Origin of the sequence: Rhodococcus koreensis (assembly GCF_017068375.1) — a bacterium.
In the GTDB taxonomy this organism is placed as follows: domain Bacteria; phylum Actinomycetota; class Actinomycetes; order Mycobacteriales; family Mycobacteriaceae; genus Rhodococcus_F; species Rhodococcus_F koreensis.
The window spans coordinates 2264421-2288023 of the sequence record NZ_CP070609.1; the positions used below are offsets into that span (position 1 = coordinate 2264421).

Sequence of the window (23603 nt, forward strand, 5' to 3'; positions counted from 1 at the left end):
CCTCGCGCCGTGAACCCCTGCCGTCAGCTCCGGCGGGCCTCGCCGGCCCGGAGATCCTTGCGGAGGATCTTGCCTGCGGCGGACTTGGGGACGAGGTCGATGAACTCGACCCTGCGGACCTTCTTGTGCGGGGAGACCCGGGCGGCGACGAACGCGATCACCGCGGCCTCATCCAGATCCTTGGCACCGGGCTGGGCGACGACGAACGCCTTCGGCACCTCCTCACCCTCGTCGTCGAGGACACCGATGACGGCGGCGTCGGCGATCTGCGGGTGCGTGAGCAGCAGCGCCTCGAGTTCGGCGGGCGGCACCTGATACCCCTTGTACTTGATCAGCTCCTTCATCCGGTCCACGATCGTCACCACCCCCTCGGCGTCGACGGTCGCGATGTCCCCGGTGTGCAGAAACCCGTCCGCATCCAGGGTCTCCGCGGTCGCCGCCTCGTTGCCCAGGTACCCGGCCATGATGTTCGGACCCGCACACCACAACTCCCCCGGCGCGCTGACCCCCTCGGCCGGGTAGGCGACCTCCAGCCCGGTGGCCGGGTCGACCAGCTTGCACTCCATGTTCGCGATCGTCGGGCCGACCGAGTCGAGGGCGATGTCGTCCCGGTCGAACGGGATCGCGTGCGAGACCGGGCTCATCTCCGACATCCCGTAGCCCTGCCGGACCCGGCAGCCGAGCCGGGTGGCGACGGCCCTGCCCAGTTCCTGATCCAGCGGGGCGGCACCGGAGAAGATCGAATGCACCGAGGACAGGTCGTAGTCGTCGACCAACGGGTGCTTGGCCAACGCCACCGCGACCGGCGGCGCGATGAACACATACGTGCACCGCTGCCCGGAGACGATGCTCAGGAACTCGACGAGGTCGAACTTCGGCATCGTCACCAGGGCGGCCCGGTTGTAGAGGGCGGCGTTGAGCAGCACCGTCATCCCGTAGATGTGGAAGAACGGCAGCACCGCCAAAAGCCTGTCGTCGGCGCCGATGCCCATCCGCGGGTTGATCTGACACACGTTCGCGACCAGGTTGCGGTGGGTGAGCATCACCCCCTTCGGGCGGCCGGTGGTCCCCGACGAATACGGCAGCACCGCCAGCTGGGTGGCCGGGTCGAACGACACCTCCGGGGCCGGGTGGCCCTCGGTGAGCAGATCCGCCAGGGACGGGTGCCCGGCGGCGCCGTCGAGGACGATCACATTCTCGGTGGGGATTCCGACCCTCGCCGCCGCATCCTGGGCTTGCGGTAGCAGTGGGGAGACGGTGAACAGGAACTTCGCGTGCGAGTCGGTGAGCTGTTTGGCGATGTCCTCGGCGGTGTAGAGGGCGTTGATGGTGGTGGCGACGCCGCCGGCGCGCAGGATGCCGTGGAACACCGCGGCGAACGCGGGCACGTTCGGTGAGTGCAGGGCCACCACCTCACCGACCGCGAGGCCGCGGGCGGCCAGCGCCCCCGCCACCCCGTCGATCTGCCCGACCAGGGTTCGGTAGGTGGTGACCGCACCGGAGGTGCCGTCGATCAGGGCGGGCCGTTCCGCATCCGCCGGGTCGACCCGACCGAACAGGAAATCGTAGACACTGAGGTTCGGGATCTCGACGTCCGGAAACGGGCTCTTGAAGCTCACGTGGGTCACTCCCTCGAAGTGTTGCAGCAGCAGTTGTGACACCAGTCACAGGTTCGCCGCAACTCTACCCGCGCGCAATTCCCGTCCGCGGGAGGTCAACCCACACTCAGGACTGCGAGTCCTCGATGAGATGTTCGAACGGCTTCAGGTTCGCCAGCGACTCGCCGCGCGAGACACGCCATTCCCACTCCCGCTTGATGGAACCGGCGAATCCGAGTTCGAGAAGGGTGTTGAAGTCGCCGTCGGCCGCCTCGAGCACCTGCCCGAGAATGCGGTCCAATTCGTCCGCGGTCACCGCGTGCTCGGCGATCTGACCGACCAGGTAGATGTCGCCGATCTTGTCGATCGTGTATGCCACCGAATACAGCCGGCGGTTGCGCCGCAGCAGGTACTTGTAGACGCCTTCGAAGTTCTCGTCGGGCTTGCGGCAGACGAACGCCTCGACGCGCAGGCCGTGCTTTCCGACGGTCAGCAGTGTGGTGGTCTTGAGCTTGCGCTCGCCGGGCAACTCGACGACGAAGTGTGTCGAGTCCTTCCTCGTGAAGTCCAACTCCCGGTCGGTCAGGGCGGACTCGATCACCTCGGCCAAGTCGGTCATGCGCGTACTCCCCCGACCCTGCGCAGCTTCCACAATCCGCGTCCGCGACGCGGGGAGAATTCGCTGGGGCCGTGTCCGTAGTTGTAGTTGACGGTCGCCATCCGATAGCTCTCGAGAAGGCCGTCGGCGGTGTGTTCCCAGGAGAAGTTCTCCGCGTGCCGCGGAGCCTCGGCGGCCAGCGCGGCCAGCCTGCCGGGCGCAGACACCAGCGACTGCAACGCCGTCGCCCAGTCCTCGGTGCGGTGCCCGTCCACGAGGAGCCCCGTCTCGCCGTGACGGACCGCGACGCCGAGTCCGCCCACGTTCGCCGCGATCACCGGCGTGCCGCAGGCCTGCGCCTCGATGGCGACCAGACCGAACGACTCCGAATAGCTCGGCACCGCAACGAGATCCGAAGCCCGGTACACATCGGCGAGCCGATCGGGCGCCTGCGGCGGGAGGAACGTGACCCGCGCGGCGATGCCGAGCGAGGACGCGAGTTCGATCAGCGCGTCCGGCCGGGCCAGTCCGGATCCGGACGGACCCCCGACCACGAGCACCCGCAGCGACGACTCGGGATCCCGGGCGATCAGTTCGGCGGCGGCGCGGAGCAGGACGTCGGGAGCCTTGAGCGGCTGGATGCGTCCGACGAACGTCACGACGGTCTCACGGGGGTCGAGCCCCAGCTTCGCGCGGGCGGCGTCCCGGTCGCCGGGGCGGTACCGCGTCAGGTCGGCGCCGGGCGCCACCACGTCGATCCGGTTCGGGTCGGCGCCGTAGTGGCGGACCAGCTGATCGGATTCGTCGGTGGTGTTCGCTACGAGCCGGTCGGATTCGGCGACCACCTGCTGTTCGCCGATCTGACGGGCGGCCGGTTCGGGGGTGTCCCCCTCGGCCAGCGACAGATTCTTGACCGCGGCGAGCGTGTGCGCGGTGTGCACGAGCGGCACACCCCACCGGTCGCGGGCGAGCCAGCCGACCTGCCCCGACAGCCAGTAGTGCGAGTGCACCAGGTTGTAGTAACCCGGTTCGTGGCGGGCCTCCTCGCGGAGCACCCCGGCCACGAACGCGCAGAGCTGCGTGGGCAGATCCTGCTTGTCGAGCCCCTCGAACGGGCCGGCGACGACGTTGCGGACGAGGACCCCCGGCGCCGCTTCCTGGACCGGGGCGTCGGCGGACGACGTGGCCCGGGTGAAGATCTCCACCTCCACGCCACGGCGGGCCATCTGGATGGCGGACTGCAGCACGTAGACGTTCATGCCGCCCGCGTCTCCGGTACCGGGCTGCGCCAGGGGTGAGGTGTGGACCGAGAGGACGGCCACCCTGCGGGGGCGCGAGTTGTGCAAGGGCGTCACCACTCCATAGTGCTCCCCCACCGATCGGCCCCTTTAACCGAGGTTGTCGACGAACGCGCCGACCTCCTTCACGAAGCGGCCGGGATCCTCGACGAACGGTCCGTGGTCGCAACCTTCCCAGAACGAGGCCCGCGCCTGCGGGATCAGGTCTGCAGCGTGCCTACCAGCCGAGACGTCGACGACGGAGTCCTCGGTCCCGTGCAGGACGAGTACCGGGACGTCGAGCGACCGGAGCAGGTCGTCGTGGCTCGCGGAGCGGTTGAACAGGGCGGCCCGCACGTGTGGCGGGGTGGCGAGGCCGGCGCCGAACAACGCCTGCGACTGCGCGCCCTTGCCTTCGGTAGGTCCGGTGAGCGCGGTGCCGAACGCGCCCAGCGCGCGGATCGCCTCGCGCGGCTCCTCGGACATCGCGCCGGGGATCGCGGCGCGCATCGCCGCACCGACCTTGCCGCCGGCCTCCCCGCGACCGATGCTGGTGATGGCCCCGACGAGGACGACGCCGTCGACGGCGGACGTGCCGTGGGACGCCAGGTAGTCGCAGATCACGAGGCCGCCATAGGACCAGCCGAGGAGCACCGCACCGGACGTGACGCCTTCCGCCGTGAGCACCGCGTCGACGTCCCCGGCCCAGATCGCGGAGTCGTCGTAGTCGGCGGCCGGGGCACCCGAGTAGCCGTGTCCGCGAAGGTCGACGGCGATGACGCGGTAGCGGGCGGCGAGTTCGTCGAGCACGCCGGCGCCCCAGCACTTCGACGACTGCGCCCAGCCGTGCAGGAGAACCAGGGCCCGCGCGTCGGGGTCACCGGTCACCGAGTAGACGAGGGGCGTTCCGTCGACGCCGACTGCTTCACGAATAGCCATGGGGTCACCATAGAGGCCAGCAGCGCAGCGACCGCCGCCACCGCGTACCCGGCGGTCGTGCCGAATTCGTCGATCATCCGGCCGGCGAGTGCCGATCCCACGGCGACGCCGACACCGAGTCCGGTGACGATCCAGGTGATGCCCTCGGTGAGCGCGGCCGCAGGCACGATCTGCTCGACCAGACCAGTGGTGACGATCATGATCGGCGCCACCGTCATCCCCGCCACCGCGTAGGCGACGGCGAGCGCCGGGATGCTGCCTGCCAACAGCAGCGGCACCATCAGCACCGCGACCGCGAGGACCGCGACCATCAGCTGTTTCCGGAGCGACGCCGACACCCGGACCGCGCCGAACACGAGGCCCGCCACCGCGGACCCGGCCGCGAACAGGGCCAGCACCACCGTGGCGGAGGCGGGTGCGTCGTGGCTCCGGGTGAAGGCGATGGCACCGACGTCGATGACGCCGAAGATCGTGCCCATCGACACCATGACGGCCACCAGGATCCACAGCGCGGGGGTCCGGACGACGGACGGGCGGCCGCCGTCCGGCGACGAGTGCACGGGCGGCTCGGTGCCACGCTGAGCGACGAGCGCGAGGGTGCCGACCACCAGCAGCACGAGTCCCGCGAGCGGTCCCGCCTCGGGGAACACCGTGACGGAGAGCCCGACGGAGACCACCGGTCCCGCGATGAAGCACAGCTCGTCCACGACCGCCTCGAATGCGAACGCCGTCCGCAGCAGTGGCGTCCCGCGGTACAGCTCGGTCCAGCGGGCGCGCACCATCGCACCGATCGTGGGCATGCAGCCGGCCGGGACGGCCCACACGAACAGCACCCAGTCGGGGGTCCCGAACCGCACGCACAGCAGCATCGCGGCGAGGGATGTCGCGCTGATCCCCGACGCGACGGGCAGCACGCGGGACTGCCCGTAGCGGTCGACCGCCCGGGACACGACCGGCGTGATGAACGCGTAGGTCAGCGCGAACACCGCGGCCAGGGCGCCGGCGAGCGCGTAGTCCCCGCGCAGTTCGGACAGCATCGTGACGATGCCGATGCCGACCATGGCGATCGGTACGCGCGCGACGAATCCCGCTGCCGAGAACGCTGCGGAGCCGGGGGCGGCGAAGATCTGACGATAGGTACCGAGCACGCGTCGAGCCTCACAGATCGTGGCCGCGACTTCCAGCACGTGCAAGTATTGCGCTCATGAGTGTCCTGGTGTGTTTCCACGCCCATCCCGACGACGAAGTGTTCACCACCGGCGGCGTGATGCGTCAGGCCGCCGACGCCGGTCACCGCGTCGTCGTGGTCACCGCGACGGACGGGGCTCTCGGCGAGGCGCCCGAGGGGATCCTGATCGACGGCGAGTCGCTCGCCGAGCGTCGGCGCCGCGAACTCGAGGAGTCGACGTCGCTGCTCGGCGCCCAGCGTGTGGTGTTGCTGCACTACGCGGATTCCGGGATGGCGGGATCGCCGGAGAACGAGAATCCGGCGGCGTTCTGCAACGTCGACGTCGAGGAGGCCGCTGCCCGGCTGGCCGCGATCCTCGTCGAGGAATCCGCCGACGTGGTCACCATCTACGACCCCAACGGTGGTTACGGGCACCCCGATCACGTCCAGGTTCATCACGTGGGCCTCCGGGCCGCCGAACTGGCCGGTGTGCCGCACGTGTACGAGGCCGCCGTCAGTCGCGACCACATCCGGCGACTCATGGCCGCGAATCCGGAATGGTCCGAGAACGCCCAGCCACCGGACCTCGACACGTTCGGTCTTCCGGACTCCGAGATCACCACGGTCGTGGACGTCACCTCGGCGATGGGCGCCAAACGCGCCGCGATGCACGCGCACGCCACCCAGATCGGGGACTTCGGCCCGTTCCTGCAGATGCCCGAGGAGCAGTTGCAGGCGGCGTTCGGTCAGGAATGGTTCCGCCGGCGCGGGGCGCCCGCGGGGCTCGCGGAGTCGTCGCTGCCGCTCTGACCGGAACTGCCTACGCGGGTTCGGGTCCGCGCCTAGCATCCACGGGTATGGATCCCGCTGATCTCGTCGCGACCATGCCGTTCGCCGTGCACACCGGGGTTCGCCTCACCAAGGCCGCACCCGAGGAGGTCGTCGGGCACCTCGAGTGGGACCGGCACCGCACCACGGCGGGAAACGGCATGCACGGCGGGGCCCTGATGACCCTCGCCGACAGTGTCGGCGCCGTCTGCGCGTTTCTGAATCTTCCGGCGGGGGCGTCCACGTCGACCACGAGTTCGAGCACCGTGTCCACCCGCGGCGTCCGCAAGGGCACCGTCACCGCGACCGCGCGTCCGCTGCACGCCGGACGCACCACGGTCGCCGTCGTCACCGAACTGCGGGACGACGAGGACCGGCTGGTGGCGCAGGTGACGCAGTCGCAGGCGGTGCTGCACCCCCAGCCGGGAAGCTGACCCCGTGTCGAGACTGCTGCGGGCGTACCGGTCCACGGGCGCGGATCTGCCGTTCGGCAACGTCCTCGCCGCACACGACGTCGCGATGGAAGGCTATTTCTGGCGGTTCACCCAGCCCGCGACCGGACAGGTCGTCATCGCGCTGGCCGGAATCAACAGGGCCGCGGACGGCCACTGGGCGACGCTCGGTCTGGCCGGTCACCCCACGAGGTTCCTGCGGACCGCCGCGCATCCGGAGGGCTACGCCAACCCGGCCGGACTCGGCGCGTTCGCCGGCGACGCGTTCCGCGGGTCCGTCGACCGCGTGCGGGTGGATCTCGGACCGGACGCCCGCCTCGACGTCCGGATCGGCGCCCAGGTCCCGTGGCCGCGGCGCAGGCTCGGCGGGTCGAGCGTGTTCCAGACCGTGCCCGCGCTGAACCAGTACTGGCATCCGTGGTTGCTCGGCGGACGGGCCGAGGGAACCGCGGTTCTGGGCGGCACCGAGATCGACCTCGACGGCGCCCAGGTCTACGGCGAGAAGAACTGGGGCAGGGGCGGATTCCCCGACTCCTGGTGGTGGGGCCAGGCCCAGGGATTCGCCGACCGGCAGGCATGCGTCGCGTTCGCCGGCGGCGAGATCACCGCGGGTGGGCTGCGCACCGAGGTCACGGCCGTCGTCGTCGCGCTGCCCGACGGCACGGTGTTCCGCCTCGGCAACCCGGTCACCTCCCCCGTCCGGGCGCACGTGACGGACGAGCGGTGGTCGCTGCGCGGCCGCGGCCGCACGTGGAGCGTCGAGATCGAGGGCGCCTCCCCGCTGGGCTCGGCCCACGTGCTTCCGGTTCCGCTCCCCGCCGAGCGTCGCAACATTCCCGGCGCCCTCGAGCATCTGGCGGGTTCGATGAGTGTCACGGTCCGCCGCCGTGGTGAACTCGTCTGGGCGGACGAATCGCCGCTCGCCGCGTTGGAGCACGGCGGGATCGAGCGGGCGCGTGCGGAACTGCGCAGACGGGGTGCGCCGCCGGACGCGACGTCGGCTCCGCCCCTCTGCTGATCACCTCGAGTTCGGGTGGCTGCAACGCCTCGACGATCTCGTCGGTCTCCGCGTGCAGAACCCCGATCCGTCCGGCCTCCTCCAGGTGACGCGCGTCGACGCCCGAGATCGCATCGGCGGCGACGAGCACCGTGTAGTCCCGTTCGCTGGCGTCGACGATCGTGGCGCGCGGACAGTTGGGGTAGTTGCAGCCCGCGATCACCACGGTGTCGACCCGCCACCGGCGCAGGTGCTCGTCGAGCCCGGTGCGGTAGAACGCACTCCACCGCGGCTTGAACAGGACGTGTTCGGTGGGCGAGACGGCCTGGACGTCACCGGCGAGGAGCGATTCGGGGTCGAGTCCCGGCACTCCCAGCTCGAGGAACGGGTCCGAGTTCTGCCGCCAATGCGTCACGCAGCAAATCTAACGCTCACGCGGACTCTGTAGCCGGAATCACAGGGACCGGACCATGGGCATGGAACGCGGGTTTGGGACCATGGAACGGGTGGGGTAGTGCGAGAAGGGTCCCGACCGATGACTGTGAGCGATGAGAACTGGCCGATGATCGGCGCGACAGGGGCGCGCTTCGGTTCGGCCGGCCGGCGCCGAAGCGGCAGGAAAGAGCAGTCGCCGACGGCAGAGCCGAGCCCGTCGCAGTCGGTCGAGTGGGTGGAGCCCGGCCGGGCCGAGGCCGTTCCCGAGCAGGCAGAGGCCGTGTCCGGAGCCGCCGATCGAGCGCCCCGGACTTCCGAGGCCACCGAGTGGGCGGAACCCGAGGAGACCGTCTCCATCGTCCGGCCGTTCATTCTCACGGGCGGGCGAACGGAGTCCGGCGTCGATCTGCCGTTGGAGGCGGTCATCGTCGCCCGCGCGGACGGGGACGCCGTCGTGGACGCGATGCCGGCGCCGGACGAACTGCGCCGCGTCTTCGCGCTGTGCTCGGAACCGCGGTCGGTGGCCGAGATCGCGTCGCTCGCGTCGATCCCGCTCGGGGTCGCGCGCGTGCTCGTCGGCGACCTCGCGGCGGCCGGCGCGGTCACCGTGAACGAGACGGCCGGATCCACCGGCCCGGATCGGAAGCTGATGGAACGCGTCCTCGACGGGCTGCGCAAACTCTGAAGCCCCGCTCGCCGGGACAGATGCCCACGAATTCGTCAGCCGCACAGGCTATTGCCTGTGCGGCTGACGAATTGCTGTGACGCTACGGCGACGTGCGGCGCATCGCTCCGACCGGGTCGGAGTAGATGGTGCTCAGCGACACCACCGTCGACGCGTACTCCTGCACCCGGTTGCCGAATCCGGAGATTCGAATGTCCCTGCGCTCCAGCGACGATGCCTGCGCGAAGGCCTCCGCGACATGCGGGATTCCGGCCGGGTACTCGGTGAACGCCTGACCGCCGAGGATCACGCGGTCCGGGTTGAACAGGTCCCGCAGCATCGCGACCGTCTTCCCGAGCACCTGCGCGCGTTCCACCAAAATCTCGTGCGCAGGAACGGAACCCGAGGACGCCGCCTTGTAGAGCGCGCTCATCGTCGGACGCTGGTTCGACTCGGGGAGGATGCCGGCGTCGAGCGCGGCGGAGATGACCGCGCGATCGCTGATCGTCGCCTCGAGGCATCCGCGTGAACCGCACGAGCACTGCGCCGACGAACCGGTCGGCAGGTGCGCGATGGAACCGGGGCCGCTCGACGGCGTGTGGACGCGGCCGTCGATCGTGATCGCGATTCCGGCCGTCTCACGGGCGTAGAAGTACAGACCCGTTTCGCCTTGCGCGACACCGTCTTCGCTGTCCGGGCTCAGCAGCAACTCTGATGCGGCCATCGCCTCGACGTGCGCCGCGACGGAGACGGGCAACCCGAGTCCGGTCGCGATGATGGCGCCGACCTGAGCCGACTTCCACCCCAGCCGGGGGTGGTCGACGACACCGGTCTGCGCATCGACGCGCCCGCCGAGCGCGACACCCGCCCACAGCGGGCGACGCCGGTGCCAGCGGGACGCGAAGGCCCGTGCGCTGCGGGCGATGCCGGTCAGCGCGTCGGCGGACGCGCCCTGCGGGGTGGGCACCTCGACCGCGCCGAGGACCTTCCCGCGGAGGTCGCTGGCGATGATGCTGGTCACGACCGCACCGATGTGGATGCCCACGGTCAGGTACGGCTCGTGGTTGACCTCGAACGGAACACGCGGACGACCGATCGCGCCGGACGGCGTGAGGTCGCCGCGTTCGCGCAGCAACCCGAGGTCGAGGAGCGCCGACACCTGACGGTTGACGGTGGCGATGCTCAGTCCGGTCGCCTTCGCGGCGACGTCCCGGGACAGCGGCCCGCGGGACCGGGCCACCCGCAGAACGCCGGCGGCGGGGCCGTCGCTGATCCGCAGTTCGGGAGGAACGATGTGGAGACGGGGTCGGGACACGGGCCGCTGGAATCGAGATGCGGATCCGGTCCGGGTGGGGCTGGAAAGGGTGGGGGTAGACACGTGGCAGTCCTTGCATGCGGAGGCGGTGCGCACCTTCGTCCGAACGCTGCATCGGTCCCGGGTGGAGATGGGGACGATCGAGGACGATCGATCAGGAGAAGGCGGCGCGAATTAGCTGCAGATGCTGAGACAGCGACAACACAGTTCCCGCGCCAAGGGCAGCCGCGAACCCAGCGCGGAGGTCACGTAGGTGACCCGCGGAGCGGTCGACTGGCCTGAGGACATGTCACGAAAGTAGCAGCTTCGGTCGGTTTCACCAATCCGAAGGCGCGTCGGCGTGTACCGGCGCGCCACCCCTCTTCCCCAGTTCCCGCTGCTGCGGGGCGGCGGCACCCGCAGCAGCGGGAGACTGACGCCACTCTTGACGGGCAACCGTGTTTCACGACACAATACGCCGAGATACCAACCGAACGTACGGTTATAGGAGTGAGATGTATCGATGTGATCGTCACTGGTCGGCACACCGGGCCCGGAGTTGTCGATGAAGACGACGAGAGCGGTGCTCGCCCTCGGAGTGGGACTCACCGTGCTGTTGACGGCCTGCACGGCCACCGGAACGCAGGAGTCCACCGCAGCCGGAATCACCGTCAAGCGGGACGGCTACGGAATCCCGCACGTGTACGCCGACACCACGCGCGCGCTCTACTCCGGATACGGCTACTCCGTCGCCGAGGATCGCCTGTTCCAGATGGAGATGGCCAAGCGGTCCTCGGTCGGCACGGCGGCCGAGGTGCTCGGACCCGACTACGTCGAGATCGACAAGACGGCGCGGGGCAGCATCGATCCGCCGTCGATCAAGGATCAGCTCTCCCGACTGCCGCAGGCGGAACGCGACATCTTCGACGGCTACGCCGAGGGGTTCAACAAGCGGATCGACGAGGTCGCCGCAGACCCGGATCACCTGATGCCGAAGCAGTTCCTGGACGGCGATTTCCGGCCGGAGCACTGGACCGGGTACGACGTGGCGATGGTCTGGGTGCAGACCATGGCAAACAGATTCTCCCAGTCGAGCAGCGAACTCGCGAACCTCCAGGTCCTGAAGAGCCTGCAGGCGAAGAACGGCGAGGAGAAGGGCCGGCAACTCTTCGACCAACTGATCTGGGCCGAGGAGGATCCCGCCGCCCCAACCACGGTCCCCCGCGACCAGTCGACGTCGCTCGGCGACGAACCGCACGCGATGTCCGTGGAAGCCGGGCTCTCCGACGTGACGCAGGCGCTCCCCGACGCAAATCTGACTCGCATGAAGAACGCGGGCGGTGGCGACTGGCCGCACATGAAACCCGAGGCCAGCAACCTCTGGATGGTCGGCGCCGACAAGACCACCGACGGCACGTCCGTTCTGATGAACGGGCCGCAGTTCGGCTGGTTCAACCCGTCCTATGTGTACGGCGTGGGTTTGCACGGCGCCGGTCTCGACGTCGCGGGCAACACGCCCTATGCCGTCCCGACCGTTCTGTTCGGCACCAACAAGACGATCTCCTGGGGAGCGACCGCAGGGCCGCTCGACGTCAACGACGTCTACCAGGAAGTCCTCGACCCGTCGAACGAGCACGCATACCGATTCGACGGCGGGTACCGCCCGATGGAGATCCGGAACGAGACGATCGAGGTGCGCGGCGCGGCAGACGTCGCGTACCCGGTCTACTCGACGGTGCACGGCCGGGTCACCAGCTTCGACACCCCGAACGGAAGCGCCTACTCCCTGAAGGAGAGCTGGGCGGGGTACGAGATCCAGTCGCTGGTCGCCTGGATCGACATCATGAAGGCCACCAACTGGGACGAGTTCCTCGAGCAGGCGAAGAAGGTCGCCATCACCATCAACTGGTACTACGCCGACAACCAGGGAAACATCGGTTACGTCTCTCCCGGTCGACTGCCCGTCCGCCCGGCCGGCCAGGACCTGCGGCTTCCCGCGGTCGGTGACGGCAGCATGGAGTGGGAGGGCATCCGGTCCTTCGAGGACAATCCGCAGTCGTACAACCCCGAGCAGGGCTACCTGGCCAATTGGAACAACCAGTCCGCGGCAGGCGCACTCGCCGACGGCTACAACTGGTCCCCCGTCGACCGCGTGCGGGCCATCACCACCCGCCTCGAGGCCAAGGACAAGTTCACTCCCGGCGAGATCTGGGACATCAACCGGCAGGCGTCGTTCGCCGACCTCAACGTCGACTATCTGCTGCCGTACCTGGAGCAGGCCACCGGGCAACTACCGGACGGCGACCCTGTCGCCTCGGGCGTGAACCTGCTCCGCAACTGGGACGGACAGGCCACCGACGACAATGCGGACGGCGTGTACGACGGACCGGAACCGGTGATCATGCGCACGTGGCTGCCGATCCTGTTCGATGCGGTGATCCGCGACGACCTTCCGGACGACGTGTACGCGTCGTATGCGGCCAAGGTGTACCCCGCCGCGGGCACCGCACGTCCCGCCGAGGCGACGAAACTCGTCTACAACGCCTTGCGCGGCGACGAGTCCGGCGTTCCGCAGACCACCGACTTCTTCAACGGAGCGGACCGCATGTCCGTCCTCCGTTCGACGTTCGGCCAGGCGATGGACCGGCTGCGCGCCGAGCAGGGCCCCGACCCCGCCGGCTGGAAGTTGCCGGTCGGCGCGAACCGGTTCGACTTCAAGAACTACCTGGGCGTCCCCCAGGCCGGTAGCGACGAGGTGCTGTCGCTGTCGCCGTACATGAATCGCGGAACCCAGAACGACCGCATCGTGCTCGGCGACGGCATCGCCGACCTCTGCACCGTCGGGCCGCCCGGCCAGAGCGGTTTCATCGCACCGGACGGCACGCGGTCACCGCATTACAGCGACCAGATGGACATGTACCGGAACTTCCAGTGCAAGACCGACCACCTGACCGAACAGTCGGTTGATGCGAACAAGTCCGGCGAGGTGACGTTGAACTAACGGATTCGGCAGTTCGGTAGGCATTCCTCATCCCCCTGCCGGGGCGGCGCGTCCGCCGCCCCGGCGCCCTCGAAGGACATCGACATGACCTCCACGCAGATCTCCGTGACACCACAGGCGCCCTTCCGGCCGCTGAAGGTGGCCGGCGCCAGTCTCATCGGAACCGCCATCGAGTGGTACGACTACTTCATCTACGGCATGGCCGCCGCGATCGTGTTCGGCCCGCTGTTCTTCCCGTCCTTCTCCTCGATCGCGGGCACCCTGGCCGCGTTCGCGACGTTCTCGGTCGGCTTCGTCGCGCGGCCGATCGGCGGCATCGTGATGGGCCACTTCGGTGACCGCATCGGACGCAAGTCCATGCTCGTGCTGTCGCTGATGCTGATGGGCGGCGCGACCGTCGGCATCGGACTGCTGCCTACCTATGCCACCATCGGCGTCTGGGCGCCGATTCTGCTGGTCACCCTGCGTTTCGTCCAAGGAATTGGGGTCGGCGGGGAGTGGGGCGGCGCCGTGCTGATGGCGGTGGAGCACGCACCCGCCAACCGGAAGGGCTTCTACGGGAGCTTCCCGCAGATGGGCGTGCCCGGCGGTCTGATCCTGGCGAATCTCGTGTTCCTCGGAGTGTCGACGAGCCTCAGCGAGGAAGCGTTCCTGGCGTGGGGCTGGCGGATCCCGTTCCTCGCCAGCGCGGTGATGGTGCTGATGGGTCTCGTCATCCGATTCACCATCACCGAGAGCCCCGACTTCGAGAAGGTCAAGGACACGCACCGCGATCAGCGACTGCCGATCGTCACCGTCCTGCGGGAGAACCTGCGCGAAGTGCTGCTGTCCGCAGGCGCGTTCATCGGCATCAACACCGTCGGATACATCTTCATGGCGTACCTGCTGTCCTATTCGACGAAGGTCCTGGGCATGAGCAAGACGCTGGTGCTCGTCTTCACGCTGGTCGCCTCGTTCGTGTGGCTGATCGTCATCCCCGTCGCGTCGATGCTGTCCGACCGGTACGGCCGCCGGCGACTGCTCGTCACCGGCTCGGTCGGGCTGACGGTCTGGGCGGCGGCGCTGTTCCCGCTGATCGATCTCGGCAACCCCGCGGTGATGATGATCGCGCTTCTCGGAACGGCCGTGTTCATGGGCATCGTGTACGGGCCGATCGCCGCACTGTTCACCGAACTGTTCAGTGCCGAGGTCCGGTACAGCGGTGCGTCACTCGGCTATCAGATCGGTTCGGTTCTCGGCGGCGGGCTCGCCCCGACGGTGGCCGCCGCGCTGTACGCGAGCTGGGGTTCATCGGCACCGATCTCTGTGTACCTCACCGCGGTCACGCTGCTCAGCCTGCTCTGCGTCATCGCGATCACCCGGAAGGTCCGCGCCGCCGCGTAGCGCCGACAGCATGGATCACCCGTCTCCGCCGCACCGCCCGCCGGTGCGGCGGAGACGTCGTCGTGCGCCCACCCGTTGCGATCAGGGTGACGCAAATCCTTCCGGCGGCACACTCCCCGATGGTTCGGTTACAGGACTCCACACCGTCTCCGGTATCCGAAAGGCCCACCATGTCCATCGATTTCGCGCCCGAGCACGTGACCGACGCCGAGGGTTCCCAGAACGCGGCGAGCGTCGTCAAGCTGGGCGCCCACATCGGCGCCCGGATCGACGGCGTCCGGCTCGGCGGCCACCTCGACCCCGCCACCGTCTCGCTCATCCGCCAGGCCCTGCTCGAGCACAAGGTGATCTTCTTCCGCGGCCAGGAACATCTCACCGACGACTCGCAGTACGAGTTCGCGGAACTACTCGGCTCCCCCACCACGGCGCACCCGACCGTCACCTCGCGCGGCACCAAGGTGCTGCCCATCGACTCCGACTACGGCAAGGCCAACAGCTGGCACACCGACGTCACGTTCGTCGACCGCATCCCGAAGGCGTCGATCCTACGCGCGGTGGAACTCCCCACGTACGGCGGCACCACCACCTGGGCGTCGGGTGTCGCCGCCTACAACGCGCTGCCCGAGCCGCTGAAGGTCCTCGCCGACAACCTGTGGGCGACGCACACCAACGTCTACGACTACGCGGCGACCAGCGCCGAACGCGCACAGGACGAGAAGTCGCAGGAGTACCGCGCCGAGTTCCAGTCCACCTACTTCGAGACGGAGCACCCGGTGGTGCGGGTCCACCCCGAGACCGGCGAGCGCACACTGCTGCTCGGTCACTTCGTCAAGAAGCTGGTCGGGCTGAGCAGCACGCAGTCGCAGGCGCTCTTCAAGGTCCTGCAGGATCACGCCATCTCCCTCGAGTTCACCACCCGGTGGAACTGGCAGTCGGGCGATGTCGCGATCTGGGACAACCGTGCCACTCAGCATTACGCCGTCGCCGACTACGACGACCAGTACCGGCGACTCAACCGCATCACCCTGGCCGGCGACGTCCCCGTCAACGTCCGGGGCGAGCGCAGCCGCAGCGTCGCGGGCGACGCGAGTGACTACTCCGTCATCGACGAGCCCTAACATGTCGGCATGACCTTTTCACCTGACACCCGCATCGCCGTCGTCACCGGAGCGAGCTCCGGAATCGGCGAAGCCACCGCCCGCACCCTGGCCGAGCAGGGATTTCATGTGGTGATCGGGGCTCGGCGACTGGATCGTCTGGAGAAGATCGCCGAAGACATCGGCGGTACCGCGCTCGAACTCGACGTCACGGACCAGGATTCCGTGGACGCATTCGCCGCGGTACTGCCGAGGGTCGACGTGCTCGTGAACAACGCGGGCGGCGCCAAGGGACTGGCCACCGTCGCCGAGGCCGACCTCGACGACTGGCGGTGGATGTGGGAGACCAATGTCCTGGGCACCCTTCGGATCACCAAGGCGCTGCTGCCGAAGCTGATCGAGTCGGGTGACGGTTTGGTGGTCACCATCACGTCCGTGGCGGCGCTCGAGGCGTACGACAACGGCGCCGGGTACACGACGGCCAAGCACGCGGAGGCCGTCCTGCACCGCACGCTGCGCGGGGAACTGCTCGGCAAGCCGGTCCGCCTCACCGAGATCGCCCCGGGCGCAGTGGAAACCGAATTCTCGCTGGTGCGCTTCGAAGGAGACCAGGATCGGGCCGACAAGGTCTACGAGGGCATCACGCCGCTGGTGGCCGCAGACGTCGCGGACGTCATCGGGTTCGTCGCCTCCCGGCCGTCCCACGTGAACATCGACCAGATCGTCGTCAAGCCACGAGATCAGGCTTCGTCCGGACGTTTTCACCGTACGACGTAGGCGACTTCGCGGCGATCCGCCTGTCCTGGTGTTCGAGGAAAAGGACCACCGCCCACAGTCCCGCCACGATCGTCACCAAACCCAGCAACATCCATCCCATCCCACAGCCCCCTGCCGATCAACGACTTTCGACCGAAACGGACTGTCGGGGTCGTCCGTCGACCCCTCGACAGCGGACGACTCCCCACAGTTGTGTCACCCGAGAACGCGGCGCCGTTGACGCGTCCTCATTCAGATAGACGCAACGGATCCGCTTTCGGTTCCACCGAGTGCGAAGAAAGTTTCAGAAAGGGCGGGCAACCCGGTAGGTGAGCGGCAAAGTGTGCCCGAGCACGCTTTGCCGCTCACCTATGCGAGGGCCGACAGGGACTGCCAGTCGGGCCAGCTGATCGCCCAGTCGTAGATGTCGCCGTCGGCGGCCGACAGGTCGATGGACGTCCCGGTCACCTCGACGGGGTCGCCGTACAACGCGGTGCCGAAGTACTCCTGGGCGTCCCCGAGGGACAGGTTGATGCAGCCGTTGGTTACGTTCGACGAACCCTGGACGCCGATGGTCTCGGGGTTGGCGTGGATGAACTCGCCGTTGTTGGAGATGCGGACCGCCCACCGTTCGCGGACGTTCTCGTAGAACGGCGGGTTGGACATGAGGAAGTCCTCGTGCTTCTCGGTCACCATGTGGATGCCGCTGCGGGTGACGTTGCGCGCCTCATTGCCCTCGCCATAGCTGACGGGGATGTCCATGATGGTTTCGCCGCCGCGCACCACCTGCATGCGATGGCTGGGGGCGTTCGCGATCACGATCTGACTGCGCCCGACGGTGAAGTTCAGCGACAGGTCCTGCTCGCCGTACGCTCCCCCGCCGAAGTCCACTCCGTACAGCTTGGCGTCCAGGGCGACGGTGGTGCCGGGCGCCCAGTAGTTCTGGGGACGCCAGTGCGCCCTCGACCCGTTGTCGTCGGGCAGCCACGCCCAGGAGCCGGGGGTGGGCGGGTTGGTCGTGACGGTCATCGCCTTCTCGACCGCCGCCTTGTCCTCGACGGAATCGTGGAACTGCACGATGATCGGGGCGGCGATCCCGACTTCCTGACCGTCGCCGATGTTGAGTGTGGCGCCGATCGTCTCGTCGGGTTCGAGCGTGGTGAAGCTGCCGTCGACGGCGACGGACTTGCCGTCCGTGCCGAGCGCCGTGCCCTTCCACGTGTAGGTGGCGCCGTAGCCCAGCGCCTCCCCGACGGTGAACGTGGTCCGGTCGGGTGACAGCACACCCTGCACGGCACGCCCCTCGGCGTTGACGAGGGCGATGTCGGTGAACGTGCCCTGCGACGTGGTCGCGGAGATCGGCGCCACCGGACTGACGTCCTCGGTGCCCGACGCCGGATTCTGGGTGACCTCGACCGCCGGTTCGGGCGGCGCGGTGGCGGTTCCCGACTCGGAGCCGACCGTGCATCCGGTCAGCAAAAGGAGAAACGCGATCAGCGCCGTCGCGATCAGCGCGACGCGCGACCGACTTGTCCGAGAACCCAGTTCATGCACAGCTAACAGGTTACCTGTGCTACGGACCTGTCTCAGATCGCGCAGCCGACCGTCACGGGTTCGGGTTCGAGCCGGACACCGAATGCCGACTGGACGCCGTCCCGGACGTCACGGGCCAGTGCCAGCAGGTCTTCGCTCTTCGCGGCGCCGCGATTGGTCAACGCGAGTGTGTGCTTCGTCGACAGCCGCGCGACGGCGTTCTCGCCCGGATACCCCTTCGAGAAGCCGGACCGCTCGATCAGCCAACCGGCAGACAACTTGGTTCCGCGGTCGGCCGGGTACTGCGGAACGGTGACATCGCCGAGGCGGGTCTCGATCGCGGCGAGGACCCCCGCCAGCTCGCCGTCGGAGACGACGGGGTTGGTGAAGAACGAGCCCGCGCTCCAGGTGTCGTGGTCGTCGGGGTCCAGCACCATGCCCTTGCCCCGGCGGAGATCCAGCACGGCACCCCGGACCTGCGCCGACGGCAACCGGTCGCCCTCGGAACCGTCGAGCGCCGAGACGAGTTCGCGGTAGCGCAGCGGCTCGGACAGTCCGTCGGGATGCACGGTCAGTTCGACGGCGAGCACCAGTGCCGCGTCGGAGTGCTTGAGGACGCTCGTGCGGTACCCGAGGCCGAGCGCGTCGGGTTCGACCCAGCGCGCCTCGCCGGTGCGCCGATCGAGGAGGTGCACCCGCCGCAGCATCGACCCGATTTCGACGCCGTACGCGCCGACGTTCTGCACCGGGGTGGCCCCGGTCGACCCGGGGATCCCCGACAGGCATTCGAGCCCGCCCAGTTGGGCGGCGACGGTCTGCGCGACCACCTGATCCCACTCGGCGCCCGCCTCCGCAGTGACGAATCCCTCCTCCAGGCCGACAGTGGTGTTGCACACACGCACCACCACACCGTCGAATCCGTCGTCCCCGACGACGAGATTGGAGCCGCCGGCGAGGATCAGCGTCGGGATGTGCGCGGCGTCGAGAAGACTCACCACGTCGACGAGGACCTGCGTGGTCGGGCACTCCGCCACGATCCGCGCCGGCCCGCCGACCCGCAGCGTGGTCATCCCCGACAGTTCGAGGTTTTCCGACACGAAGGCACCCGAATCGACGAGTTGACTGACAATGCTCACGTCCCACACAACCGCAAACGGTAGCGTGGCCGATCGTGAGCCGCCGCATCGAGCATTCGTCGTCCTATGCGTTTCCCGTCGCCCAGGTCCATGCGGGCCTGATCACCGAGCAGTACTGGCGCGACCGTCTGAACAAGGTCGGAGGACCGGGGGCCACCCTGGACCAGGTCACGACCGGCCCGGGCACGATCTCGGTGGCCATGTCGCAGTCGATTCCCGCCGAGCACCTGCCCAGCATCGTCTCGAAGGTCCGTCCGGGCGACCTCGTGATCAAGCGCACGGAGACGTGGGGCACGCTCGACGGCGATCACGCCGAGGGCACGTTCACGGCCGAGGTCGTGGGTGCGCCCGCGACGATCTCCGGAACCCAGACGCTGACGGCCGACAGTTCAGGGTCGAACGTGCAGGTCGAAGGCAAGGCCGAGGTCAGGATCCCGCTCATCGGCGGCAAGATCGAGAACGCGATCGCGGACGAGGTCCTCCGCCTGATCACGAAGGAGCAGGAGTTCACCGAGCAGTGGCTCGGGAGCTGACCTGGGGCGGGTGTCCATTGTGTTGGGTCCCAGCCGGTAACCTAGGCGATCATGGCTCGCCGCATCGACTACTCAGCCCGTTACAAGCACACCCCCAAAGAGGTGTACAACGCGTTCACCAACCGTGACTACTGGGATGCGCGCATCGAGGAGATGCGGAAGTACTCCGAGAATCACATCGAGCACTTCGACGTGAACGACGACGGGATCGACATCGTCCTGCACCACATCCTGCCGCGGTCGGAACTCCCCGAGATCGCGCAGACCGTGATGAAGAAGGACATGGTCATCACGCGCAAGGAGTCGTACACGCCCTTCGGTGAGCCGACCACGGGCACGTACGAGGCGTCGATTCCGGCGGGCCCGGGCAGTCTCACGGGCACCATGAAGCTGTTCGCCACCGAGACGGGGTGCACGTTCCGCACCTCGTCCGAGGCGAAGGTGTACCTGCCGTTCATCGGTGGAAAGCTCGAGCAGCTGATGCTCGTCAATCTGATCGACCTGTTCCGTGCCGAGGCCGAGATCACCGAAACCTGGTTGTCGCAGCACTAGCACCCACCGCACGGATTTCCCATGACTTCAGCGACGCTGAGGCGGCCCCACGGTGTCATCACCCGGGGTACGACAGGCATCAACAGGCTGCGCCGCAGCGACCGCTGGCTCGTCCACGACGCGCTGGTGCGCCGGACGCTGCACGCGTCCACTGACCCGCTCGTCGTCGACCTCGGGTACGGCGCCCGGCCGCACACCACGTTCGAGCTCGCTGACCGGTTGACCGCCGTGCGCGGCGACCGCCGGGTGGTCGGGCTCGAGATCGACCCCGAGCGAGTGGTCGAGAGCAGGAACGGAGTGAGTTTCGCCCGCGGCGGGTTCGAACTCTCCGGACTGCGTCCCGTCCTGGTCCGTGCGTTCAACGTGCTGCGGCAGTACCCCGAGGATGCGGTCGGGCCTGCCTGGGCGCGGATGCAGTCCGGGCTCGCACCGGGCGGGTTGATCCTCGACGGCACGTGTGACGAGCTGGGCCGCCGCTGCGCGTGGGTGCTGCTCGACGCCATCCGCCCGCTGTCGCTGACACTGGCGTGGGATCCGTTCGCGGTGGAGAAGCCGTCGGACATCGCCGAACGACTGCCCAAGGCGCTGATCCATCGGAACGTCCCGGGTGAGCCGGTCCACGCCCTCCTCGCGGCGGCGGATCGCGCGTGGGCCACCGCGGCGCCGCACGGCTCGTTCGGACCGCGGGTGCGGTGGCGGGCCGCCCTCGAACTGCTGCGCGCGCAGGGACTTCCCGTGCAACCGCAGCGCCGCCGGATCCGCGACAACATTCTCACCGTTCCGTGGGATCTGGTCGCACCCGGTTCCGGCACGAATTAATTCACGCGACATCCCCCGACGCGCCCCGTAGAGTCGGTTCACGAAACATGTTGTGCCGGTGCGCAGGCGAGGGCTACTTCGACTGTGGATCGCGTGGTCGCCGGTTCGAATCCGGTCAGGGACGCAGGTCCCTGTAGCTCAGTGGTAGAGCGCGTCCGTGCCTCCGCCGACTTCGAACTCGGCACGACATGTGTGCGCGCCACCCGGTGCGCAGACGACGGATACTTCTCTGGTGAAGTGCGTGGGGCACGCGGTTCGACTCCGCACCCCGTCGTCGCCTCGACCTCGGGTGGCGCGCACCCACGAGCACCGGCACCTCCCGGAAGGAGGAACGACCATGAGCAAGTTCAACCCGAAGATGCTGCGCCGCAACAAGGTACGGAGCCCCATCACGTCGGAGACGCAACCGTCGGGCCGCACCTTCGAGGGCGGCAGCGGCTACGCCCGCGACGCGAAGAGTGAGCTGTTCCTCCTCGCGGTCACGAACATGGTCGGTGAGCACACTTTCTACGAGTCGGCTTCGGACTGCGACGGGCGGTTCGTCGCGCTGATCCACGAAGTCGCACTGTCGGACCCGGAGTGGACCGCCCGCCTGATCGGGTGGCTGCGCCGCGATGCGCATCTGCGTTCGGCGTCGGTGGTGGCCGCAGCCGAGTTCGTCCGGGCCCGGCTGGGTGCCGGTCTGCACGGCGGCAACCGTGCCGTCATCTCCTCCGCACTGGAGCGGGCCGACGAGCCGGGCGAGATCCTCGCGTACTGGATGTCCCGGCACGGCCGTTCGATCCCGAAGCCGGTCAAGCGCGGTGTCGCGGACGCCGCCGCCCGGCTGTACTCGGAACGCTCACTGCTGAAGTGGGATTCCGAGAGCAGGGACGTCCGCTTCGGCGACGTTCTCGAGCTCACCCACGCGTCGCCGTCGGCGGCGTGGCAGGGCGAGCTGTTCCGGCACGCGATCGACCGGCGGCAGGGTCGCGAGAACGCCGTGCCTGCCGGTCTGCGCATGCTCACGGAACGGTCGGCGCTGGCGGCACTCCCGCCGGAGGACCGGCGTTCAGTCCTCCGGACCCCGGAGCGTCTGTCGGCGGCCGGCATGACGTGGGAGTCGCTCGCCGGCTGGCTGCAGGGACCGATGGATGCCGCGGCCTGGCAGGCGGTGATCCCGTCCATGGGATTCATGGCGCTTCTCCGCAACCTGCGGAACTTCGACGAGGCCGGGATCCCCGACCACGTCGCCGAGCAGGTGGCGGCCCGGATCGCCGATCCGGAAGAGGTCGCGAAGTCGCGGCAGCTGCCGATGCGCTTTCTCGCGGCGTACCGGAACGCGCCGAGCCTGCGGTGGGGGCACGCGCTCGAGCGTGCGCTCGGGGCATCACTGTCCGCGGTCCCGTCGCTGCCCGGCCGCACCCTGGTTCTCGTCGACCGGTCCGGGTCGATGTTCTACAGCCGCGTCTCGGCGCGGTCGGAACTGACGAGGGCGGACGCGGCCGCCGTGTTCGGCACCGTGCTGGCGGCACGAGCCGAGCAGGCGGACCTCGTCGAGTTCGGCACGGACAGCCGGATCGTTCCGTTCGCGCATCAGGCGGTCCTGCGGGTGGTCGACAGCTTCGGCGACCTGGGCGGCACCGACACGGCATCGGCGGTGCGGAAGCATTACCGCGGCCACGATCGCGTCGTCATCGTCACCGACGAGCAGGCGGCGTGGGGAGATCCGATCCGGCACGTCCCGGCCGACGTCCCCGTCTACACGTGGAACGTGGCGGGCTACCGGCACGGTCACGGGCCGGCGGGGTCCGCGAACCGTCACACGTTCGGCGGACTGTCGGACGCGGGGTTCTCGATGATCCCACTGATGGAGGGCACCCGGGACGGCGAGTGGCCGTTCTGAGTGCCGCGGTATTCCGTCAGGTGCAGGTGGCCAGTGCGTGTTCGACGCGCTGCGCCACCTGCGCCGGCAGGGATCCGCATTCGCCGTGCAGTGCGCGGGCGTTCAGTCGCCCGATCGCGACGCCGTCGGCGACCACCTCGTCGAGCAGTTCCTGCGAGATTCCGCTGGCGGCGAGGTCGAGGGCCGTGCACAGCGGCGTGGTGATGCGCAGCGGGCCGACCTGCTCGCAGTCCTCCGGGCGGAGTGACCGCCGGTGCAGCGCCAGCTGCTGAGTCGGCGAGGGCGGCGACAGCACCGTCGAGAGGTGGATGAACCGCGGGTACAGGTGTCCGAGACCGTGAAGTTCGGCGGCACTCTGGTGGGAGACCGCGGCGGCGGCACCGAACCAGGTGCACCATTTTGCGAATTCCTCGAGATCGGAGTGCGGACAATCCTTCAAGCGGAACAGGTCTCGCTCTATCTTGACCCATGAGCCGTCGGCGAGTCGCTCGCCGATCTCGTCGGCAGCGAACCCGAGGCGCAGCACCTGCGCAGTGGTGAAGAAACCCGCCTGAGCCGTCGCGACGCGTGTCAGCTCTTCACCGACACCTTCGCGCTCCGGGTCACCGGGACGTGGAGCCAACCATCCGGACATTCCCCTACATTACTGGGCAATTGT

The 23603-nt window shown here is 68.7% G+C and carries 21 protein-coding genes and 1 pseudogene; 12 read left to right on the plus strand and 10 right to left on the minus strand.

Features of this window, described 5'->3' with window-relative positions; all coding sequences use genetic code 11:
• Positions 1-23 precede the first annotated feature (23 nt).
• From JWS14_RS10580 to JWS14_RS10600, 5 genes are all read right to left on the minus strand, one after another.
• The gene (locus tag JWS14_RS10580) at positions 24-1619 is read right to left on the minus strand and encodes an AMP-binding protein (RefSeq protein WP_206013067.1); all 1596 of its coding nucleotides are present in this window, start codon (positions 1617-1619) and stop codon (positions 24-26) included.
• A 106-nt stretch (positions 1620-1725) separates the two neighbouring features.
• A complete protein-coding gene (locus JWS14_RS10585; RefSeq protein ID WP_095862545.1) occupies positions 1726-2217 on the minus strand; it encodes a type III secretion system chaperone family protein in 492 nt (163 codons plus the stop codon).
• Positions 2214-3572 carry a D-inositol-3-phosphate glycosyltransferase gene (mshA, locus tag JWS14_RS10590; RefSeq protein ID WP_206013069.1) on the minus strand — a complete coding sequence of 453 codons (1359 nt, stop codon included), beginning with the start codon at positions 3570-3572 and terminating at the stop codon, positions 2214-2216. Before mshA ends, JWS14_RS10585 begins: the two co-directional genes overlap by 4 nt.
• Before the next feature lie 12 nt (positions 3573-3584).
• Complete coding sequence (locus JWS14_RS10595) at positions 3585-4412, minus strand: alpha/beta fold hydrolase (RefSeq protein ID WP_206013071.1); 828 nt, start codon at positions 4410-4412, stop codon at positions 3585-3587.
• Positions 4358-5560 (minus strand): MFS transporter, encoded by a 1203-nt coding sequence (locus tag JWS14_RS10600; protein WP_072939827.1) that lies wholly within the window; start codon positions 5558-5560, stop codon positions 4358-4360. The genes JWS14_RS10595 and JWS14_RS10600 overlap by 55 nt, the downstream gene beginning before the upstream one ends.
• A gap of 56 nt (positions 5561-5616) precedes the next feature.
• On the opposite strand from JWS14_RS10600, the gene JWS14_RS10605 reads away from it, so the two are divergent.
• The 3 genes from JWS14_RS10605 to JWS14_RS10615 are packed head-to-tail and all read left to right on the plus strand — an operon-like array spanning position 5617 to position 7878.
• On the plus strand, positions 5617-6390 hold the full coding sequence (locus JWS14_RS10605) for a PIG-L family deacetylase (protein WP_095862543.1): 774 nt from the start codon (positions 5617-5619) through the stop codon (positions 6388-6390).
• 47 nt (positions 6391-6437) lie between these two features.
• On the plus strand, positions 6438-6842 hold the full coding sequence (locus JWS14_RS10610) for a PaaI family thioesterase (RefSeq protein ID WP_072939824.1): 405 nt from the start codon (positions 6438-6440) through the stop codon (positions 6840-6842).
• Positions 6843-6846: 4 nt separating this feature from the next.
• A complete protein-coding gene (locus JWS14_RS10615; protein WP_206013073.1) occupies positions 6847-7878 on the plus strand; it encodes a tocopherol cyclase family protein in 1032 nt (343 codons plus the stop codon).
• Between the two features lie 58 nt (positions 7879-7936).
• Here the strand turns inward: JWS14_RS10615 and JWS14_RS50010 are convergent.
• A pseudogene (locus JWS14_RS50010) lies at positions 7937-8218 on the minus strand (cysteine hydrolase family protein); the annotation flags it as partial.
• 174 nt (positions 8219-8392) lie between these two features.
• Between JWS14_RS50010 and JWS14_RS10625 the strand changes: the two are divergent.
• Positions 8393-8977, plus strand: coding sequence for a DUF742 domain-containing protein (locus JWS14_RS10625; RefSeq protein ID WP_206013075.1), 585 nt, complete (start codon positions 8393-8395; stop codon positions 8975-8977).
• 82 nt (positions 8978-9059) lie between these two features.
• Here the strand turns inward: JWS14_RS10625 and JWS14_RS10630 are convergent, their stop codons facing one another.
• On the minus strand, positions 9060-10334 hold the full coding sequence (locus JWS14_RS10630) for an ROK family transcriptional regulator (RefSeq protein WP_072940413.1): 1275 nt from the start codon (positions 10332-10334) through the stop codon (positions 9060-9062).
• Positions 10335-10815: 481 nt separating this feature from the next.
• Between JWS14_RS10630 and JWS14_RS10635 the strand changes: the two genes are divergently transcribed.
• The 4 genes from JWS14_RS10635 to JWS14_RS10650 all read left to right on the plus strand — a co-directional run bounded on the left by JWS14_RS10635 (position 10816) and on the right by JWS14_RS10650 (position 16508).
• Positions 10816-13251, plus strand: a complete 2436-nt coding sequence (locus JWS14_RS10635) for a penicillin acylase family protein (protein ID WP_206013076.1) — start codon at positions 10816-10818, stop codon at positions 13249-13251.
• Between the two features lie 84 nt (positions 13252-13335).
• The gene (locus JWS14_RS10640; protein WP_206013077.1) at positions 13336-14634 is read left to right on the plus strand and encodes an MFS transporter; all 1299 of its coding nucleotides are present in this window, start codon (positions 13336-13338) and stop codon (positions 14632-14634) included.
• A gap of 170 nt (positions 14635-14804) precedes the next feature.
• Positions 14805-15752 carry a TauD/TfdA dioxygenase family protein gene (locus tag JWS14_RS10645; RefSeq protein ID WP_072939807.1) on the plus strand — a complete coding sequence of 316 codons (948 nt, stop codon included), beginning with the start codon at positions 14805-14807 and terminating at the stop codon, positions 15750-15752.
• Between the two features lie 9 nt (positions 15753-15761).
• Positions 15762-16508: an SDR family NAD(P)-dependent oxidoreductase gene (locus tag JWS14_RS10650; RefSeq protein WP_072939805.1), complete on the plus strand. Its 747-nt coding sequence runs from the start codon at positions 15762-15764 to the stop codon at positions 16506-16508.
• Between the two features lie 348 nt (positions 16509-16856).
• Here the strand turns inward: JWS14_RS10650 and JWS14_RS10655 are convergent, their stop codons facing one another.
• Both JWS14_RS10655 and JWS14_RS10660 read right to left on the minus strand, forming a co-directional pair.
• Positions 16857-18041, minus strand: a complete 1185-nt coding sequence (locus JWS14_RS10655) for a L,D-transpeptidase (RefSeq protein ID WP_072939801.1) — start codon at positions 18039-18041, stop codon at positions 16857-16859.
• A gap of 32 nt (positions 18042-18073) precedes the next feature.
• The gene (locus tag JWS14_RS10660) at positions 18074-19165 is read right to left on the minus strand and encodes a UDP-N-acetylmuramate dehydrogenase (RefSeq protein ID WP_072939798.1); all 1092 of its coding nucleotides are present in this window, start codon (positions 19163-19165) and stop codon (positions 18074-18076) included.
• Positions 19166-19191: 26 nt separating this feature from the next.
• Between JWS14_RS10660 and JWS14_RS10665 the strand changes: the two genes are divergently transcribed.
• The 4 genes from JWS14_RS10665 to JWS14_RS10680 all read left to right on the plus strand — a co-directional run bounded on the left by JWS14_RS10665 (position 19192) and on the right by JWS14_RS10680 (position 22945).
• Positions 19192-19689 carry a DUF2505 domain-containing protein gene (locus tag JWS14_RS10665; protein ID WP_095862535.1) on the plus strand — a complete coding sequence of 166 codons (498 nt, stop codon included), beginning with the start codon at positions 19192-19194 and terminating at the stop codon, positions 19687-19689.
• A gap of 51 nt (positions 19690-19740) precedes the next feature.
• Complete coding sequence (locus JWS14_RS10670) at positions 19741-20241, plus strand: DUF2505 domain-containing protein (RefSeq protein ID WP_005560412.1); 501 nt, start codon at positions 19741-19743, stop codon at positions 20239-20241.
• Positions 20242-20262: 21 nt separating this feature from the next.
• Complete coding sequence (locus JWS14_RS10675; protein ID WP_206013078.1) at positions 20263-21060, plus strand: class I SAM-dependent methyltransferase; 798 nt, start codon at positions 20263-20265, stop codon at positions 21058-21060.
• A 337-nt stretch (positions 21061-21397) separates the two neighbouring features.
• On the plus strand, positions 21398-22945 hold the full coding sequence (locus JWS14_RS10680; protein ID WP_206013080.1) for a TROVE domain-containing protein: 1548 nt from the start codon (positions 21398-21400) through the stop codon (positions 22943-22945).
• A 16-nt stretch (positions 22946-22961) separates the two neighbouring features.
• On the opposite strand, the gene JWS14_RS10685 is transcribed toward JWS14_RS10680, so the two are convergent.
• Positions 22962-23579, minus strand: coding sequence for a type IV toxin-antitoxin system AbiEi family antitoxin domain-containing protein (locus tag JWS14_RS10685; protein WP_072939789.1), 618 nt, complete (start codon positions 23577-23579; stop codon positions 22962-22964).
• Positions 23580-23603 lie beyond the last annotated feature (24 nt).